The 16,820-nt window shown below is 72.3% G+C and carries 15 protein-coding genes; 8 read left to right on the forward strand and 7 right to left on the reverse strand.

Going from position 1 to position 16,820, the window contains the following annotated elements:
• Window positions 1-315: 315 nt before the first annotated feature.
• From NMK34_RS00630 to NMK34_RS00640, 3 genes are all read right to left on the reverse strand, one after another.
• Complete coding sequence (locus tag NMK34_RS00630; protein WP_318331791.1) at window positions 316-1,542, reverse strand: hypothetical protein; 1,227 nt, start codon at window positions 1,540-1,542, stop codon at window positions 316-318.
• A 52-nt stretch (window positions 1,543-1,594) separates the two neighbouring features.
• Window positions 1,595-3,253: a GTPase gene (locus tag NMK34_RS00635; RefSeq protein ID WP_318336238.1), complete on the reverse strand. Its 1,659-nt coding sequence runs from the start codon at window positions 3,251-3,253 to the stop codon at window positions 1,595-1,597.
• A gap of 76 nt (window positions 3,254-3,329) precedes the next feature.
• Window positions 3,330-5,150, reverse strand: a complete 1,821-nt coding sequence (locus tag NMK34_RS00640) for an ABC transporter (RefSeq protein ID WP_318331792.1) — start codon at window positions 5,148-5,150, stop codon at window positions 3,330-3,332.
• Between the two features lie 210 nt (window positions 5,151-5,360).
• Here NMK34_RS00640 and dnaK point away from each other — a divergent pair, with 210 nt between their 5' ends.
• From dnaK to NMK34_RS00665, 5 genes are all read left to right on the forward strand, one after another.
• The gene (dnaK, locus tag NMK34_RS00645) at window positions 5,361-7,229 is read left to right on the forward strand and encodes a molecular chaperone DnaK (protein ID WP_216931468.1); all 1,869 of its coding nucleotides are present in this window, start codon (window positions 5,361-5,363) and stop codon (window positions 7,227-7,229) included.
• Window positions 7,230-7,277: 48 nt separating this feature from the next.
• Window positions 7,278-8,015 carry a nucleotide exchange factor GrpE gene (gene grpE, locus NMK34_RS00650; RefSeq protein WP_318331793.1) on the forward strand — a complete coding sequence of 246 codons (738 nt, stop codon included), beginning with the start codon at window positions 7,278-7,280 and terminating at the stop codon, window positions 8,013-8,015.
• Between the two features lie 79 nt (window positions 8,016-8,094).
• The gene (gene dnaJ, locus NMK34_RS00655; protein WP_318331794.1) at window positions 8,095-9,282 is read left to right on the forward strand and encodes a molecular chaperone DnaJ; all 1,188 of its coding nucleotides are present in this window, start codon (window positions 8,095-8,097) and stop codon (window positions 9,280-9,282) included.
• A gap of 24 nt (window positions 9,283-9,306) precedes the next feature.
• Window positions 9,307-9,747 carry a heat shock protein transcriptional repressor HspR gene (locus NMK34_RS00660; RefSeq protein ID WP_120572381.1) on the forward strand — a complete coding sequence of 147 codons (441 nt, stop codon included), beginning with the start codon at window positions 9,307-9,309 and terminating at the stop codon, window positions 9,745-9,747.
• Window positions 9,748-9,926: 179 nt separating this feature from the next.
• The gene (locus NMK34_RS00665; RefSeq protein ID WP_013283368.1) at window positions 9,927-10,133 is read left to right on the forward strand and encodes a hypothetical protein; all 207 of its coding nucleotides are present in this window, start codon (window positions 9,927-9,929) and stop codon (window positions 10,131-10,133) included.
• A gap of 212 nt (window positions 10,134-10,345) precedes the next feature.
• On the opposite strand, the gene NMK34_RS00670 is transcribed toward NMK34_RS00665, so the two are convergent.
• The 4 genes from NMK34_RS00670 to NMK34_RS00685 form a co-directional block, all read right to left on the reverse strand.
• On the reverse strand, window positions 10,346-10,774 hold the full coding sequence (locus NMK34_RS00670; RefSeq protein ID WP_013473407.1) for a hypothetical protein: 429 nt from the start codon (window positions 10,772-10,774) through the stop codon (window positions 10,346-10,348).
• Window positions 10,775-10,940: 166 nt separating this feature from the next.
• Entirely contained in the window at window positions 10,941-12,158 is a 1,218-nt protein-coding gene (locus NMK34_RS00675) for a cation:proton antiporter (protein WP_128137996.1), read from the reverse strand.
• Window positions 12,159-12,163: 5 nt separating this feature from the next.
• The gene (locus NMK34_RS00680; protein WP_091416018.1) at window positions 12,164-12,664 is read right to left on the reverse strand and encodes a cation:proton antiporter regulatory subunit; all 501 of its coding nucleotides are present in this window, start codon (window positions 12,662-12,664) and stop codon (window positions 12,164-12,166) included.
• A 68-nt stretch (window positions 12,665-12,732) separates the two neighbouring features.
• Window positions 12,733-12,963 (reverse strand): winged helix-turn-helix domain-containing protein, encoded by a 231-nt coding sequence (locus NMK34_RS00685; RefSeq protein WP_281579381.1) that lies wholly within the window; start codon window positions 12,961-12,963, stop codon window positions 12,733-12,735.
• A gap of 252 nt (window positions 12,964-13,215) precedes the next feature.
• Between NMK34_RS00685 and NMK34_RS00690 the strand changes: the two genes are divergently transcribed.
• The 3 genes from NMK34_RS00690 to clpB all read left to right on the forward strand — a co-directional run bounded on the left by NMK34_RS00690 (window position 13,216) and on the right by clpB (window position 16,535).
• Window positions 13,216-13,533, forward strand: a complete 318-nt coding sequence (locus NMK34_RS00690; RefSeq protein WP_412098840.1) for a DivIVA domain-containing protein — start codon at window positions 13,216-13,218, stop codon at window positions 13,531-13,533.
• Entirely contained in the window at window positions 13,530-13,784 is a 255-nt protein-coding gene (locus NMK34_RS00695; protein ID WP_120572377.1) for a hypothetical protein, read from the forward strand. The genes NMK34_RS00690 and NMK34_RS00695 overlap by 4 nt, the downstream gene beginning before the upstream one ends.
• Window positions 13,785-13,943: 159 nt before the next feature.
• On the forward strand, window positions 13,944-16,535 hold the full coding sequence (gene clpB / locus NMK34_RS00700; protein WP_318331795.1) for an ATP-dependent chaperone ClpB: 2,592 nt from the start codon (window positions 13,944-13,946) through the stop codon (window positions 16,533-16,535).
• The last annotated feature ends 285 nt before the right edge of the window (window positions 16,536-16,820 follow it).

A 16,820-nucleotide genomic window follows, 5' to 3' on the forward strand; every position in this document is an offset into this window, starting at 1 on the left:
GTAGTGGTGCAGTCCCGGCTGCCCCGATGCACCCACTTCGCCGAGCTGGTGTGGATCAACGAGGGGTCGGGGGCATGCCCCACTCGTGTCTGGGCGGGGTGGTCGGAACACAGGCAGGCGCATGATCGACACCATTACGGCGTGGTGGTGTGGTTCCGGCCGGCCTGATGCCGCCACTTCGCCGAGCTGGTGTGGATCAAGCGAGGAGCGAGTCGGTTCTCGCATGATCGGCACCACTCCGGGTTGGTGGTGTGGTCCCGGGCGGCCTGATGCCGCCACCTCGCCGAGGTGGCGGCGATCATGCGGCGCGAAAGCCTAGGCCGGGTCGTCGGTGAGGCGGTGGCGGTTCGCCTCGATCCAGGCGTTCAGCGCCTCCGGGTCGTCCGGGTCCACCCCGTCCGCCATGAGCTGGGCCACTGCCGCGGTGGCCGGGCTGCGCCGCTCACCGGTGCTGTAGAGCCGTGCGAACTCCGGGACCATCTCGGTGATCGCCTCGTCCGTGCGGGCGGCGGCGGACTGCGACAGCCCGCGCTGCCGGGCCGCGTACGCCGCCCAGGCGCGCAGCACCCGGGGCAGCATCGCCGCGTCGTCCATGTCCAGCACGGCCCGGCGGTGCACCCAGTCGAGCAGGAACAGCTCGGCCACCATCGGGCTCCACCGCATCGGGTCGGCATCCGGGAAGCTGGCCGCGTGGTCGAGCAGCAGGCCGAGGCAGAAGTGCAGCGAGGCCAGCTCGCCGTCGGCCACCTCGGGCAGCCCGAACCGGGTCGCCTCGGGTGAGTCGAGGAAGGCGCGCACCAGGCGGGTGCGCTCCTCGTCGGTGGGTGGCGGCACGACCGCCGGACCGGCCGGCGGCGTCGGCCCCGGGAGTACGGCCAGCCGGGCGCCCACGAGCGCCCGGTCGGTGGCGAGCGAGCCCTGTGCGGGCAGCTCGGTGAGGTCGTCGGTGACCGCCAGGTGGCGGCTCACCTCGGCGTGCATCCGGGCCGGGTCCTCGGTGCGGAACCAGGTGAACTCGTCCTCGGTGCAGATCTCCCGGGCCTGCTCGACGATCCGTCCGGCCGGGCCGCCGACGAAGACGTCCTTGGTGATGCCGATGTTGTGGTCGACGAGGGCCACCAGGGCGTGCTCCGGGCCGCCCTCCTCCTCGTCGTCGTACGCGAACGTGGCGAGGTAGGAGGTCTGGTCGCCGTACACGTCGCCGTACGCCCAAGCGCCGGTGACGCGCACCCGGCCGAGCTGGCCGGCCCACGACGGGGCGTACGCCCCGGGCCGGACCCGGGCGGCGCCCTCGGCGTCGGGCACCAGCGCGGCGAAGACGGCTCGCAGGGTGGTCGCGGCGGCGCTGCGGCGCCGGGACGTGGCGGCGAGGAAGCCGCTGACGAACTCGCGGACGGCCTGCTCCCGGTCGTGCTCCGCGACGGCGTAGACGCTGCCCAGCAACGCGGCGCCGAGCATCTCCGCGTCCAGGGCCGAGTCGAGCCTCGTCACGTCGCGCGCGGCGTGCAGCACCGCGTCGTAGGGGGTCTGTGGCGTGGCCATGCATCGACCCTACGCCGCACCGGCCGCCCCCACACCGGTCAGCACGCCGGGTTCAGTGCCGTCCCGCCTCGCGCAGCGCGTCCCGGGCCGTGCCGTAGCGCGCCAGCACCGCCCAGACCGGGTCCAGCACGTACTTCTCGGAAACGCTGCCCACCGACGTGAGCAGGCGTTGCTCGGCCCGCGCCCGGGCCCGCCGGGCCGCCCACCCGATGACCGGCCGGGTCACCGCCGCGATCAGCAGCCCGGCCAGCAGGCCGCCGAGCAGCAGGACCGTGGGCCAGGGCACCACGCCGAGCGCCGGGTGCTCCAGCGGCGGCAGGCCGAGCAGGCGCACCGCGTACCCGACGAGCAGCCAGACCAGGCCGGCCAGCGCGGCGAGGGTGACCACCCACTGGAGCGCGCCGACCACCCGCCACCACGCGGGCCGCCGGTCCATGCCCAGGTCGGTCGCGGCGACCGCGTGGTCGAGCGCGCCCGGCAGGTCGGCCTGCCGGGCCCGGGCCGCGGCGGTCACCGCGGCCGGCCACGGCGCCGGCAGGCCGCTCGCGGACCGCTCGGCCACCGCGCGGATCGCCAGCGTGACGGCGGAGCGCTGCGCGGCTGTCGGATCGGGTACGGAGGTGGCAGCGACCAGGCTCTCCGCCGCCGCGTCCGGGTCCCGCCCGGACAGGTGCAGCCGGCGCAGCGGATCCGGCCGCAGCTTGCGCCAGCTCCGCAGCAGCGGCCAGCCGGTGTTGCCGACCGCCCGGTGCCGGTACGCGCCCTCGACCGCCGCCGCCACTGTCGGCACCCCGGCCGCCCCGGCGAGTGCCCGGGTCAGCTCCTGCGCCGAGGCGTCACCGGGCCGGGTGCGGGGCGGTTCCGGCCCCACGAGCGGTTCGAGATCGGCCACCACGGCGTCCACGTCGCCGGAGAGCCGGCGCAGCGCGGCCTGCCGTTCGGCGACCGTACGCTCCAGCTCGGTCCGCAGCCCCTCCAGCCCGTTCGGGTCCACCGCGACGGTCGGCAGCAGCGGCACCCCGCCCAGCCCGTCGGCGTCGAGCAGCCGGCGCAGGTCGTCGAGGACCTTCGGCAGCTCGGTCGGGTGCAGCCGGTCGGCCTGGTTGAGCACCACGACGGTGACGTCCTTGTGCCTGTGGAACTCGCGCAGGTAGCTGGTGTGGATCACGCGGTCGGCGTACTTCTGCGGGTCGACCACCCAGACCACCAGGTCGACCAGGCCGAGCAGGCGGTCCACCTCCAGCCGGTGGCCGTGTTGCACCGAGTCGAAGTCGGGCAGGTCGAGCAGGACGAGGCCGTGCAGCCCGGACTCGTCGTCGGCGTCCAGCGGGCTCTCCCGGACGAACCGGTGCCGGGGCAGCACGCCGACCCAGTCGAGCAGGCGGACCGCGCCGTCGAGCGGACCCCACACACAGGCGTGCGCGACACCCGTCGTGGGCCGGCGTACGCCCACCGGCGAGAGGTCCAGCCGGGCCAGCGAGTTGAACAGGCTCGACTTGCCGCTGCCGGTCGCGCCGGCGAGCGCGACCACGGTGTGCCGGCCGGAGAGCGCGAGCCGGTCACCGGCGCGCTCGACCACCGTGTGCGCGGCGACGAGCTGGGCGTCGGGCACGTGGCCGTCCACCGCGGCCAGGAACCGCTGGATCGCCTGGAGGCGCTCGATCAGCACGTCCGGGTCGACCCGCTGCTCGCCGCGCAGCGCGTCACGCATCCGTCCGACGACGTTGCTCACGGTGTCATCCTCGTTCGCGACTGCGGGGCTCGCAAGATCGGCTCACTCCTCGCGCTCACGGGCGACCGTCCTGCTCGGTGTTCGTGGGGAACAGCCCGCTGCGGTGCCGGGCCCGCTCGACCTCGACGGCGGCCCAGCGCAGCGCAGCGCCGGCGTTGGCGGCGGGGCGCTCGGCCTCGGTGCGGCTCAGGTAGCGCTCGGCCTCCTCGGCCAGCAGCTTGCCGACCCGGTCGAGCAGGTCGACGCGGGCCTTGCGGGCCAGGTTGCGGACCGCCTGGTCGCCGAAGATCGCCTGGAGCACCGTCTGCCCGGCCACCGCCGTACCGGTGCCCGCAGCGACCTCCAGGCCGGTCGGGATGAACGCGGTGGAGGCGAACACGCCGATCATGACGGCGAGACCGGTGGCGTTCACCGCGTACGCGGCCGTCCGGGCAACGAACCGCCGGTCGCCGCCCTCGACCCGGACCAGCTCCAGCACGCCGCGCTGCCAGTCGCGGACCAGTTGCTCGGCCCGCTCCGGCAGATCGGCAGAAGGGTGGGCCAGGTCCGGCTCCAGCAGCGCCGCACCCGCCGGGTGCGCCTTCCAACCGGTGTACGCGTTCTCCGCCGCCTCGGCGGCCACCCCGCGCAGCAGCGTGACGAGCTGGGACTCGATCGCGGTACGCAGTTCCGCGGCCGGAGCGGGCCGCCCGGTGACCGCCGCGACCACCCGGTCGCGCAGCCGCCCGATGCGGGCCTCCAGCCCGCGGAAGAAGTCGCCGGTGCCGATGAACTCCTGCCAGCGCGCGAGCACCTCGCCGCGCAGCAGCCGGCCGTCCCTGAGCCCCTGGTCGACGCTGCGCTCCGCGCTCCGGTACGCGGCCTGGACCCGCTCGTCCAGCGCGTCGGCGGCGCTCACCTGCTCGTCGGCGGCCTCGGCCAGCGCCTCCACCACCGGGTGCAGCGCGGCCAGCGCGCCGTCGAGCGTCTGCCGGACCACCGCGGCGCGGGCCTCGGAGTCGGCGGCGAGCCGGGCGAACCAGTCGCTCAGCGGCGCGGTGATCCGGTCCGGCAGCAGCCCCTGCCCGTCCACCCAGGTCTCCGGCAGCACGAACAGCGGCGAGGCGCCCAGCTCCTGCTCGGCGAGCATCTCGGACAGGTGGGCGGCGACCTCGTCGGCGGCCTCCGGGGGGACCCGGTCCAGCACCATCGCCACTGCTGTGCCCCGGGCGCGGGCGCTGCGCAGCAGTTCCCAGGGGACGGCGTCGGCGTACCGGGCGGCGGTGGTGACGAACAGCCAGAGGTCGGCGGCGGCGAGCAGCTGCCCGGCGAGCGCCCGGTTGGCGTCGACCACCGAGTCGATGTCGGGCGCGTCGAGGAAGGCCAGGCCGGGCGGCAGCGCCGGCGCGGTGACCAGGTGCAGGGTGCCCGGCTGCTCGCTCGGCTCGGTGGTCCGGGTCAGGCCGGGCAGCAGTTCACCCTGCCGGAACCAGGCCGCGTCGGTCGGGCTGCACACCAGCACCGGGGAGCGGGTGGTGGGGCGGAGCACGCCCGCCGCGCTGACCCGAGCCTGGACCAGGCTGTTGACGAGTGTCGACTTGCCGGCGCCGGTGGAACCGCCGACGACCACCAGGAGCGGGGCGTCGAGCCGGGCGAGCCGGGGCAGCAGGTAGTCGTCGAGCTGGTCGGTGAGGCTGGTGGCGGCGTGCCGGGCCGGCTCGGCCGAGGGAAGGGCGAGCGGGAAGCGGGCCGCACCGATCGCCGCGCGCAGGCCGGTGAGCGCGGCGGGCAGGCCGTCGGCGGCGTGAGCAGGCTGGTCGTCGCCCGTGGTGGGCCCGGTGCGGGCTGCGACGGCGGGCGCGCCGGCACGGGTGGCGGAATCGCCATGCGTCGTCACCGCTAAAGCGTGCCCGACCGACGCAAGGTAAGACAACCGGACAGTAGTAACGGTCGGGTTGCGCCGGGTCGGCTCAACCCCGACTTGCGGATTGGCGATCGCGTGGCACTATTGAGTCAAGTTCACTCAACTTATGGTGCGGTCGCTTACCGGCGACCCGCCGGGCAGGCCGTCTGACCTGCTCACCCGTTACGAAGCGAGGAAGCGAACATGGCACGTGCGGTCGGCATCGACCTCGGCACGACGAACTCCTGCGTCAGCGTTCTCGAGGGCGGTGAGCCCACCGTCATCGCCAACGCCGAGGGCTCGCGTACGACTCCCTCGATCGTCGCGTTCGCCCGCAACGGCGAGGTGCTCGTCGGTGAGGTCGCCAAGCGCCAGGCGGTGACCAACCCCGACCGGACCATCCGGTCGGTCAAGCGTGAGATCGGCACCAACTGGACCGTCGACATCGACGGCAAGAAGTACACCCCGCAGGAGATCTCGGCGCGCACGCTGATGAAGCTCAAGCGGGACGCCGAGGCGTACCTGGGCGAGCAGATCACCGACGCGGTGATCACCGTCCCGGCCTACTTCAACGACGGGCAGCGCCAGGCCACCAAGGAGGCCGGTGAGATCGCCGGCTTCAACGTGCTGCGGATCGTGAACGAGCCGACCGCGGCGGCCCTGGCGTACGGCCTGGACAAGGGCTCCAAGGAGCAGACCGTCCTGGTCTTCGACCTCGGTGGCGGCACCTTCGACGTGTCGCTGCTGGAGCTGGCCGAGGGCGTGGTGGAGGTCAAGTCCACCAGCGGTGACAACCAGCTCGGTGGTGACGACTGGGACCAGCGCATCATCGACCACCTGGTGAAGACGTTCCGCGGCGAGCACGGCATCGACCTCTCGCAGGACAAGATGGCCATGCAGCGGCTCAAGGAGGCCGCCGAGAAGGCCAAGATCGAGCTGTCCGCCGCCACCACCAGCAACATCAACCTGCCGTACATCACCGCCGGTTCGGCCGGCCCGCTGCACCTGGACGTGACGCTCAGCCGCGCCGAGTTCCAGCGCATGACGCAGGACCTGCTGGACCGCTGCAAGGGCCCGTTCGAGCAGGCCGTCAAGGACGCCGGCATCAAGATCTCCGACGTCGACCACGTCATCCTGGTCGGCGGCTCGACCCGGATGCCGGCCGTGACCGACCTGGTCAAGCAGCTCACCGGCCGTGACCCGAACAAGGGCGTCAACCCGGACGAGGTCGTCGCCGTCGGCGCCGCCCTCCAGGCCGGTGTGCTCAAGGGCGAGGTCAAGGACGTCCTGCTGCTCGACGTGACCCCGCTGAGCCTGGGCATCGAGACCAAGGGCGGCATCTTCACCAAGCTCATCGAGCGCAACACCACCATCCCGACCAAGCGCTCCGAGGTGTTCACCACCGCCGACGACAACCAGCCGTCGGTGCTGATCCAGGTGTTCCAGGGCGAGCGGGACATCGCCGCCTACAACAAGAAGCTCGGCACCTTCGAGCTCACCGGTCTCCCGCCGGCCCCGCGCGGCGTGCCGCAGATCGAGGTCACGTTCGACATCGACGCCAACGGCATCGTGAACGTGCACGCCAAGGACCTGGGCACCGGCAAGGAGCAGAAGATGACGATCACCGGCGGCTCCTCGCTGCCGAAGGACGACATCGAGCGGATGCGCCGGGACGCCGAGGAGCACGCCGACGAGGACAAGCGTCGCCGTGAGGAGGCCGAGACCCGCAACGTGGCCGAAGCGCTCCAGTGGCAGACCGAGAAGTTCCTGGCCGAGAGCGGCGACAAGCTGCCCGGCGAGAACCGCGACCAGCTCAACGAGGCGCTCGGAGAGCTGCGCAGCGCCCTCGGCGGGCAGGACATCGAGAAGATCAAGTCCGCGCACGAGAAGCTGGCGCAGGTCTCCCAGCAGGCGGGCTCGCTGCTCTACGCCCAGCAGCAGGAGGGCGAGCAGACCGCACCGGGTGCGGCCGGGCCGGGTGCCGGTGCCGGTGCCGGTGCGGCCGGTGGCCCGAAGGCCGGTGGCGACGACGACGTGGTCGACGCGGAGATCGTGGACGAGGACAAGAAGTGACATCCGGTCCCGGACACGATTCGCACGGCAGAGGGATGAGGTAACCGCATGACGGACAAGCCACGAGCGGCCGACCCGGGTGCCACCGGGTCGGCGCCGGGCGCCGGCAAGGACACCGGCGACGAACCCCGGGTCGTCATCCGCGACAAGCGCAAGCTCGGCAAGGTGACCGAGCAGCCGGCGAACGACGCTTCGGCGGCCGACGCGGCCGCCGACGCGCCCGCCGAAGGGCTGGTCGAGGAGGCCGAGGTCGTGGTCGACGAGATCGGTGGCGAGGCCGAGGTCAGCGGTCCGGCCGTGGTCGACTCGCCCGCCGAGCCGAACGGCGGGACCGGCACGGACGCGCCGCTCGGCGCCGAGCTGGAGTCGCTCCGCACCGATCTGGAGGAGCGCACCCGCGACCTCCAGCGGGTGACTGCGGAGTACGCCAACTACCGCAAGCGGGTCGACCGGGACCGCAACCTGGTGCAGGAGCAGGCCACCGGGGCGGTGCTCACCGCGCTGCTGCCGATCCTCGACGACCTGGACCGGGCCCGCGAGCACGGCGACCTGGTGGGCCCGTTCGGCAGCGTGGCCGAGCAGCTCACCGGCGCGCTGGCCAAGTTCGGCCTGACCGCGTTCGGCGAGACCGGTGACCCGTTCGACCCGACCCGGCACGAGGCGGTGGCGCACCAGACCTCCGCCGACGTGACCGAGCCGACCTGCGTACAGGTCATGCGGCGCGGTTACCAGCTCGGCGAGCGGCTGCTGCGGCCCGCCATGGTCGCGGTCGCGGACCCGGAGTAGTGCCGACCCGTGACGTCCCGCCCGCCCGCACCGGGCGGGCGGGACGACCGGGATTCGACCCGTGGAAGGGGGTGGACCGGTGAGTTCCAAGGACTGGATCGAGAAGGACTACTACGCCGCGTTGGGCGTGGACAAGTCCGCCTCCTCGGACGAGATCAAGAAGGCGTACCGCAAGTTGGCCCGGGAGTCGCACCCGGACCACAACCCCGGCGACACCGGGGCCGAGGAGCGGTTCAAGACCGTCTCCGAGGCATACGCGGTGCTCGGTGACGAGAAGAAGCGCCGCGAGTACGACGAGATGCGCTCGCTGTTCGGCTCCGGTGCCTTCCGGCGCAACGCCCGCGGCGGGGGCCAGCCGGGTGGCATGCCGTTCGACGTCTCCGACCTGTTCGGCGGCGGCGCGGGCGGTGGCGACAACCGGTTCAGCGGCGGCGGCTTCACCGACCTGTTCAGCTCGATCTTCTCCGGTGGCGGTGGCGCCGGCGGTCCGGCACGTCCGCGTGGCCCGGCCCGCGGGCGGGACGTCGAGACCGAGGTCGCGCTCGACTTCACCGACGCGGTACGCGGCGTCACGCTGCCGCTGACGCTGCGCGCACCAGGCGTCTGCGACACCTGCCACGGCAACGGCGCGAAGCCCGGCACCCAGCCGGTGGCCTGCCCGGTCTGCCACGGCGCCGGGGTGACCACCCGCAACCAGGGGTCGTTCAGCTTCTCCGAGCCGTGCCGCAACTGCCAGGGCGTCGGCACGATCGTCGAGGAGAAGTGCCCGGAGTGTCACGGCACCGGCGGGGTCACCAAGACCCGCACGCTGCACGTCCGCTTCCCCGCCGGGGTGTCGGACGGGCAGCGGATCCGCCTGGCCGGCCGGGGTGAGCCCGGCGAGCGGGGCGGTCCGGCGGGCGACCTGTTCGTGCAGGTGAAGGTCCGCCCGGACGAGCTGTTCGGGCGCACCGGGGACGACCTGACCCTGACCGTCCCGATCACGTACGCCGAGGCGGTTCTCGGCACGGACCTGCGCGTGCCGACCCTGGACGGGACGGTGACCCTGCGGGTGCCACCGGGTACGCCCAGCGGGCGGGTGCTGCGTGCCCGCGGCAAGGGCGTCGTACGCAAGGACGGCCGCGCCGGTGACCTGCTGGTCACGCTCGACGTGGTGGTCCCGGCGAAGGTCTCGGACGAGGCGCGGGCGGCGCTGCAGACCTTCGCGGCGCAGACTCCGCCCGCCGCGCGGGAACATCTCGACGCGCGGGTACGTCGATTCAGTTGACGGCGGCACCGGAGGTGAGCGGGCATGTCGGAGGAGTACGTCGGCTCGGGTGACCCGGCCTACGAGGCCAAGGTCTTGATGATCTCGGTGGCCGCGCGGATGGCGGGGATGCACCCCCAGACGCTGCGCCAGTACGACCGGCTGGGCCTGGTGCAGGCCGGCCGGGCGTCCGGCGGCGGTCGCCGGTACAGCGTCCGGGACGTGGTGCTGCTCCGCGAGGTGCAGCGGCTCAGCCAGGACGACGGGATCAACCTGGCCGGGGTCAAGCGGATCATCGGGTTGGAGCGGCTGCTCGAAGAGGCGCAGCAGCGGGTGGCCCGGCTGGAGGCGGAACTGGACGCCGCGTACCGGCGGATCGCCGAGCTGGAGTCACTCGGCGGCTTCCCCCGCGGTGACCTGGTGCCCACCAACCGCACGTCCACCGCGCTCGTCGTCTGGCGTCCGCGCCGCGCTCCCGACCGCTGACCTCGTACCGGAAGGCCGGTGCGCCCCGCTCCCCCGGGGCCGCGCCGGCCTTCGTCGTTCCCCGGGCGGTTCGCCGCCCGGGTCGGGGGAAAGCCGGGGTGCGGCAGAGCAGGGTCGACTAGGCTTGTCCGCAGGGGGCAAAAAGCCTCAAAGCGGACTCCGGGCTGGCGGGGGGAGCCATGACGGAACCGGCGAAGAAGGTGGCCGAGCGCGCGGAGGAACGGCTGGAGAAGGTGGCCGAGAACGTCCGCGAGCGGTTCGACCGGGTCACCGAGGGACGCTTCAGCGACAAGGTCAAGGAAGGGCGATTCGCCGACCAGACGGACCACGGTGTGGACCGGGCGCGGGACGACGAGCGGCGCAAGAAGCAGGGCGGGTCGACCTAGACGATCCGCCGACGTGCGGGCCGGGATCCACGGGGGATCCCGGCCCGTTCGTGTCCCGAGGGGCGGGCGGGCACCACGCACCCGCCCTCGCGGTCGATCATGAAGTTGGCGGCGACAAACCGGACACCAAACACCGCCAAGTTCATGATCGACCAGGTCGGTCGGGTCGAGGTGGCTGGGCGACGCTGATCCCGGGGAAATGGGGGGATGCGTCAGAGGCGGCGGTTCTCGCGGACCAGGCCGCCCTCGCACCAGTCCCGGTAGACGAAGAGATCCGGCCGGGCGAGCAGCACCCGGCTGTTGTGCGCCCAGTTGCGCATCAGGTCGTCGCCGGACTTCTCGGCCTGCTCGACCAGCTTGCGGAACCGGCGCTTGGGGTGGGCGCGGAAGTTCGTCCGGATGCCGTCGGCGGCGTAGATGTAGAGGCAGTGCAGCGTGAACCGCCGCGCCGGGCAGCCCTGGTCCATCGCCAGATCGAACAGCGTCTGCACCAGATGGTCACCGGCGACCAGCAGGTCCCAGTCGGGCGGCATCGAGGTCAGCGGCACCGAATCCGGTTGATAGGCCCACGCCCGAAGCTCGGCGGGCGAGGGATCGACCGGGTTGGCGAAGCCGCGGAACGTCTCTTCCTGCACGCTCACCGGCCGACCTTCCGCTTGCGCTGGCGGGGGCGCAGGCCACCCGCGGACCCTGGCTGCTGGGCCGAAACGTTAACGCGGTTGGACGGAGCAGGGGTAGACCTTCCCGGGCTCAATTTGACAACGCCGGGCCGGATCTGTCCTACGACTGATCCGGCCCGGCGCCGGGTCAGTCGCCGGAGCCCAGAGGTAGCGGCGCGGGTGGCCGTGCGGCGGCGGCGCGGCTGCGCAGCCACTGCTTGAACCACGGGGTGTCGGGCAGCCGGGCGAGCAGCGGTCCGGTCACCACCGTGATCAACACGTACGCGGTGGCGAGCGCGGCGAGCTTCGGCTCCACCGGGTAGATGGCCGCGACGGCCAGTCCGGCGATGACGATGGAGAACTCGCCGCGCGGGGTCAGCGCCAGGCCGGCCCGCCAGCGTCCGGGCTCGGCGATCCCGGCCCGGCGGGCGGCCAGGTAGCCGGTGGCCACCTTCGTCGCCATGGTCACCACTGCGAGCAGCAGCGCGGGCAGCAGCACCGGTGGCATGTCCAGCGGGTTGGTCACCAGCCCGAAGAACACGAAGAAGACCGCGGCGAACAGGTCACGCAGCGGGGAGAGCAGCTCGGTGGCGTGGTGCGCCACCGGCCCGGACAGCGCGATGCCCACCAGGAACGCGCCGACCGCCGCGGACACCTGGAGCTTGGCCGCGACACCGGCGACCAGCAGGGTCAGGCCGAGCACCCCGAGCAGCAGCGCCTCCGGATCCTTGGCGGAGAGCGCGGCGGAGATCAGGTGGCCGTACCGGATGGCCACGGCCAGCACGACGACCACGGTGAACACCGCGATGGCGAGCGCGATACCGCCCTTGACAAGGCCGACCCCGGCGAGCAGCGCGGTGACCAGCGGCAGGTAGAGGGCCATCGCCAGGTCCTCGATCACCAGGACGGAGAGGATCACCGGGGTCTCCCGGTTACCGACCCGGCCCAGGTCGCCGAGCACCTTCGCGATCACGCCGGACGACGACACCCAGGTCACGCCCGCGAGCACCACCGCCGCCACCCAGCCCCAGCCGAGCAGGAGCGCGAAGGCGAAACCGGGCAGCGCGTTGAACACCGCGTCGATCACGCCGGCCGGCGCGGCGGAGCGGAGGTTGCCCACCAGCTCGTTGGCGCTGTACTCCAGGCCGAGCATCACCAGCAGCAGGATCACGCCGATCTCCGCGCCGACGGCGAAGAACTCCTCGCTGGCGTTGAGCGGCAGCAGACCACCGTGCCCGAACGCCAGGCCGGCGAGCAGGTACAGGGGAATGGGCGACACGCCGAAGCGACGGCTCAGCCGGCCGAGCAGGCCGAGCAGGAGCAGCAGCGCACCGACCTCGATGAGCAGGATTGTGGTTTCGTGCATACGCGTCAGCCGTCCGGATCGGTCTCGGCGAGGATCGCGGTCACGCCGTCGAGCCCCTGACGGGTACCGACCACGACGACCACATCGCCGGCCTCGAACCGGAAGGTGGGATCGGGCGAGACGTTCACGGCGCCCTGACGCAGCACGGCCACGATCGACGCGCTGGTCCGGGTGCGCGCCTTGGTGTCCGCGAGCCGCTTGCCGACGTACTTCGACCCCGCCGGGATGGCGATCTGCTCGGTCAGCAGCCCGGCGGCCTGCTCGCGCAGCCCGGAGAGCTGACCCAGCATCAGCGACGCGCCGAGGATGTCGGCGAGCGCCTCCGCCTCGTCGTCGGTCAGGGGTATGTCGTGTTGGCAGGAGTCGGGATCGTCCGGGTCGTAGAGGACCAGGTCGCGACGGCCATTGCGGTGGGAGACCACGCCGAGCCGGCGGCCGGACTCCGTCATCAGATCATGACGTACGCCGATCCCGGGCAGGGCGGTCTGTTCGACACGTACTCGCACGCGGGTGAGGCTACTCCGGGCGCGCACGTGCTGGTTCCGGGGTGGATCGGCCGCCCGGCGGTGCGGGGTCAGGGGGTGTCGTCGCGAGCGGTGACATAGGTGCCCTTGCCCTGATGTCCCTCGACCAGACCTTCGGCCTGAAGGATCAACAGCGCCGAGCGGACCGGCTCCGCGGACACCTGGTAATGCGCGATCAGTTCACGCAGGGAGGGGAGTTTGTCGCCAGGGCCGTACTCGCCCGAAGCGATCTTGTCTCTGATGTCCTGCGCGATTCTCTGACGGTCCGAAACTCGGGGCATGGCGGCAACTCCTGGTAGGCCCCAAGATCTTCCCACGAGTCAGACCGGTCAGCCAACACTTCGCGTGCTAAGCATGCTCACTCCTTGTCATACAATGCTTTGCATTGTATGTTCCTCGTGCGGATGCCTTCGGCGGAACGCCTGGTAGGCAAACCGGCCCCCGGTTGGCAGCCGTGGTCGGCGCGACTGGTCGTGCGCGGCCAGTCGTGTCGCCTCACCCGTCTCCTTTGGTTCGGAAGAAGGGACAGCGTCGTGCGCAACCTCCTGCGAATACGTCCGAAGCGGCGGAACGCGGGCCCGCCCAACTCCGCGCCGGTCGGCGCCTACCGTTCCGCGTCGTACCTTCCGCTCCGGCCCTGGCAGGTGCGGGGCCACCGCTTCACGACGTGCCGTCGAGGGCTGGACCCGGCCGAGGTCGCGGCGTTCCTCGATCGCGTCGCCGGGGACCTCGCCGCCGCGTACGCCGAAGTCGCCAGGAGTCGTGAGGAGACGGCCCGGATCAAAAGCGCGTTGCGCGAGTGGCAGTCCCGGCAGGCCCCGTCGATGCGTGACCTGGCCGGGCGGCCGTGACCGGGCGGTACGTGATCCATCTGCCGGTGCGCGCGGCTGATCTGGCTCGGGCGAAGATGCTCGGTCGCACGGCCGGGCGGTCGCTGGCGTTCCTCGCGGTGGTGGAGCTGGGCGGGATCACCGTCTCGGCCGAGGACGACCAGGCCGTACGTCATTGGGTGTTCTGCGACCGCAAGCTGGACGGCGGCCGGCGTTGCGTGCTGCGCGCCGACCACGAGACCCCTTGCCTGGCGCGCCTTCCACGTCGCTGAGATCTTGGTAGGAAAGGGCCCTCGGAGGGGCCGTTTCGTACCAAGATCTCTCCGGCCGGACCGGCAGGCGGTGACTCAGGTCACAGGGGTGGACTTGAGCGGAATAGACTCAACTCTGGTTGTGTCATGTCTAGTGGACACGCCGATCCGGGGGAGCCCATGAACACGGAACGTCTCACCACCAAGAGCCGCGAAGCCATCACCGGTGCCGTCGCGCTGGCGAACCAGCGCGGTCACGCCACCGTGGAGCCCTGGCACCTGCTGCTGTCACTGCTGGACACCGAGGGCTCGACCGCCGCGGGCCTGCTGCGCGCCGTCGGGGCGGACCCCGCCGAGCTGCGCCGCGTCGCCCAGCGTTCGGTCGACGCGCTGCCCGCCGCCCGAGGGTCGAGTATCGCCGAGCCGACGCTGGCCCGTGAGTTCGTCAACGCCATCGGCGCCGCCGAGCAGATCGCGCGGCCGCTCGGCGACGAGTACACCTCCACCGAGCACCTGCTGGCCGGGCTGGCCCGGGTCGGCGGCGCGGTCTCGGTCGCACTGAAGAACTCCGGCGCCACCGAGGAGAACCTGGTCGCCGCGTTCCCGACCGTCCGGGGCGGGGACCGCCGGGTCACCACCGCCGACCCGGAGCAGACCTACCAGGCCCTGTCCAAGTACGGCGTCGACCTGACCGCCAGCGCCCGCGACGGCAAGATCGACCCGGTGATCGGCCGGGACTCGGAGATCCGCCGGGTGATCCAGGTGCTGTCCCGGCGTACGAAGAACAACCCGGTCCTGATCGGCGAGCCGGGTGTCGGCAAGACCGCGATCGTGGAGGGCCTGGCCCAGCGGATCGTGGCCGGTGACGTGCCGGAGTCGCTGCGGGACAAGAAGCTCGTCTCGCTCGACCTCGGCGCGATGGTGGCCGGCGCGTCGTACCGGGGTCAGTTCGAGGAGCGGCTGAAGTCCGTGCTGGAGGAGATCAAGAACTCCGACGGCCAGGTCATCACGTTCCTCGACGAGCTGCACACGGTGGTCGGCGCCGGCAAGGGCGAGGGCTCGATGGACGCCGGCAACATGCTCAAGCCGATGCTGGCGCGCGGCGAGCTGCGGATGGTCGGCGCGACCACGCTCGACGAGTACCGCGAGCACATCGAGAAGGACCCGGCCCTGGAGCGCCGCTTCCAGCCGGTGCTGGTCGGCGAGCCGACCATCGAGGACACCATCGGCATCCTGCGCGGGCTCAAGGAGCGCTACGAGGTGCACCACGGCGTACGGATCACCGACGCCGCGCTGGTCGCCGCCGCCGCGCTCTCCGACCGGTACATCACCGACCGGTTCCTGCCGGACAAGGCGATCGACCTGGTCGACGAGTCCGCGTCCCGGCTGCGCATGGAGATCGACTCGCGTCCGGTCGAGGTGGACGAGATCGAGCGGGCGGTACGCCGGCTGGAGATCGAGGAGATGGCGCTCGCGAAGGAGCCGGACGCCGCGTCCGCCGAGCGTCTGGAGCGGCTGCGCAAGGAGCTGGCCGACAAGCGCGAGCAGCTCACCGCGCTGTCCGAGCGCTGGCAGACCGAGAAGAGCCACATCACCAAGCTCTCCACCGCCAAGGAGGAGCTGGAGCGCCTCGGCGGCGAGGCCGAGCGGGCCGAGCGCGACGGCGAGCTGGAACGCGCCGCCGAGCTGCGGTACGGCCGGATCCCCGCACTGCGGACCGAGCTGAAGCAGGCCGAGGAGGAGCTGGCCCGGCTCCAGGCCGACGGCGCGATGCTCAAGGAGGAGGTCGGCGCGGACGACATCGCCGCCGTGGTCGCCTCCTGGACCGGCATCCCCGCCGGGCGGCTGCTCGAAGGCGAGACCGCCAAGCTGCTCCGGATGGAGGAGTCGCTGCGGGCCCGCGTGGTCGGCCAGGCCGAGGCGGTGGGTGCGGTCTCCGACGCGGTACGCCGCGCCCGGGCCGGCGTCGCCGACCCGGACCGCCCGACCGGCAGCTTCCTGTTCCTCGGCCCGACCGGTGTCGGCAAGACCGAGCTGGCAAAGGCGCTCGCCGAGTTCCTCTTCGACGACGAGCGGGCCATGGTCCGCATCGACATGAGCGAGTACGGCGAGAAGCACTCCGTGGCCCGCCTGGTCGGTGCCCCGCCCGGGTACGTCGGCTACGAGGAGGGCGGCCAGCTCACCGAGGCGGTACGCCGCCGGCCGTACTCGGTGATCCTGCTGGACGAGGTGGAGAAGGCCCACCCGGACGTCTTCGACGTGCTGCTCCAGGTGCTCGACGACGGCCGGCTCACCGACGGTCAGGGCCGTACCGTGGACTTCCGCAACGCGATCCTGATCCTCACCTCGAACCTGGGTTCGTCGGTGATCAGCGACCTGACGCTCACCGAGAACGAGCGCCGGGAGGGTGTGCTCGCGGTGGTCCGGTCGCACTTCAAGCCGGAGTTCCTCAACCGGCTGGACGACATCGTGGTGTTCGCCGCGCTCCAGGGCGAGGACCTGCGGTCGATCGTGGACATCCAGCTCGACCGGATGCGAACCCGTCTTGCGGACCGCCGGTTGGGCCTGGAGATCACCGAGGCGGCCCGCACGTGGCTGGCCGAGCACGGGTACGACCCGATCTACGGTGCCCGCCCGCTGCGCCGGCTGGTGCAGTCGGCGATCGGCGACCAGCTCGCCAAGGCGCTGCTGGCCGGTGAGATCCGCGACGGCGACACGGTCCGCGTCGACCTGTCCGACTCCAAGGAGTCCCTGGCGGTCACCGCCGCCTGACCCGTACCACCCCGCGAAGGTCCGGCCGTCCCGGCCGGGCCTTCGCCGTTCCCGGCCGGGCCGGCCCGCGTGCCGGTGGTGCTGCGTGCCGGTGCTGTGCGCCGTGGGTGCTGCGTGTCGTGGGTGCTGCGTGCCGTGGGTGTTAACAAGGGGCCCTTCCTCTACCGGAGGCGTTAAGTGAGCGTTTGAGAAGTGGTGGGGTTGGGCGGCGTGTCGTGTTGGAGGTGAGGGAAGGCCCTCGGTAGGTCCGGTGGTGTCGAGCCAACCGTTTCCGTGCCGAGGGCC

This window comes from Micromonospora sp. BRA006-A (assembly GCF_033433935.1).
GTDB classification, from domain to species: Bacteria; Actinomycetota; Actinomycetes; order Mycobacteriales; family Micromonosporaceae; genus Micromonospora; species Micromonospora aurantiaca.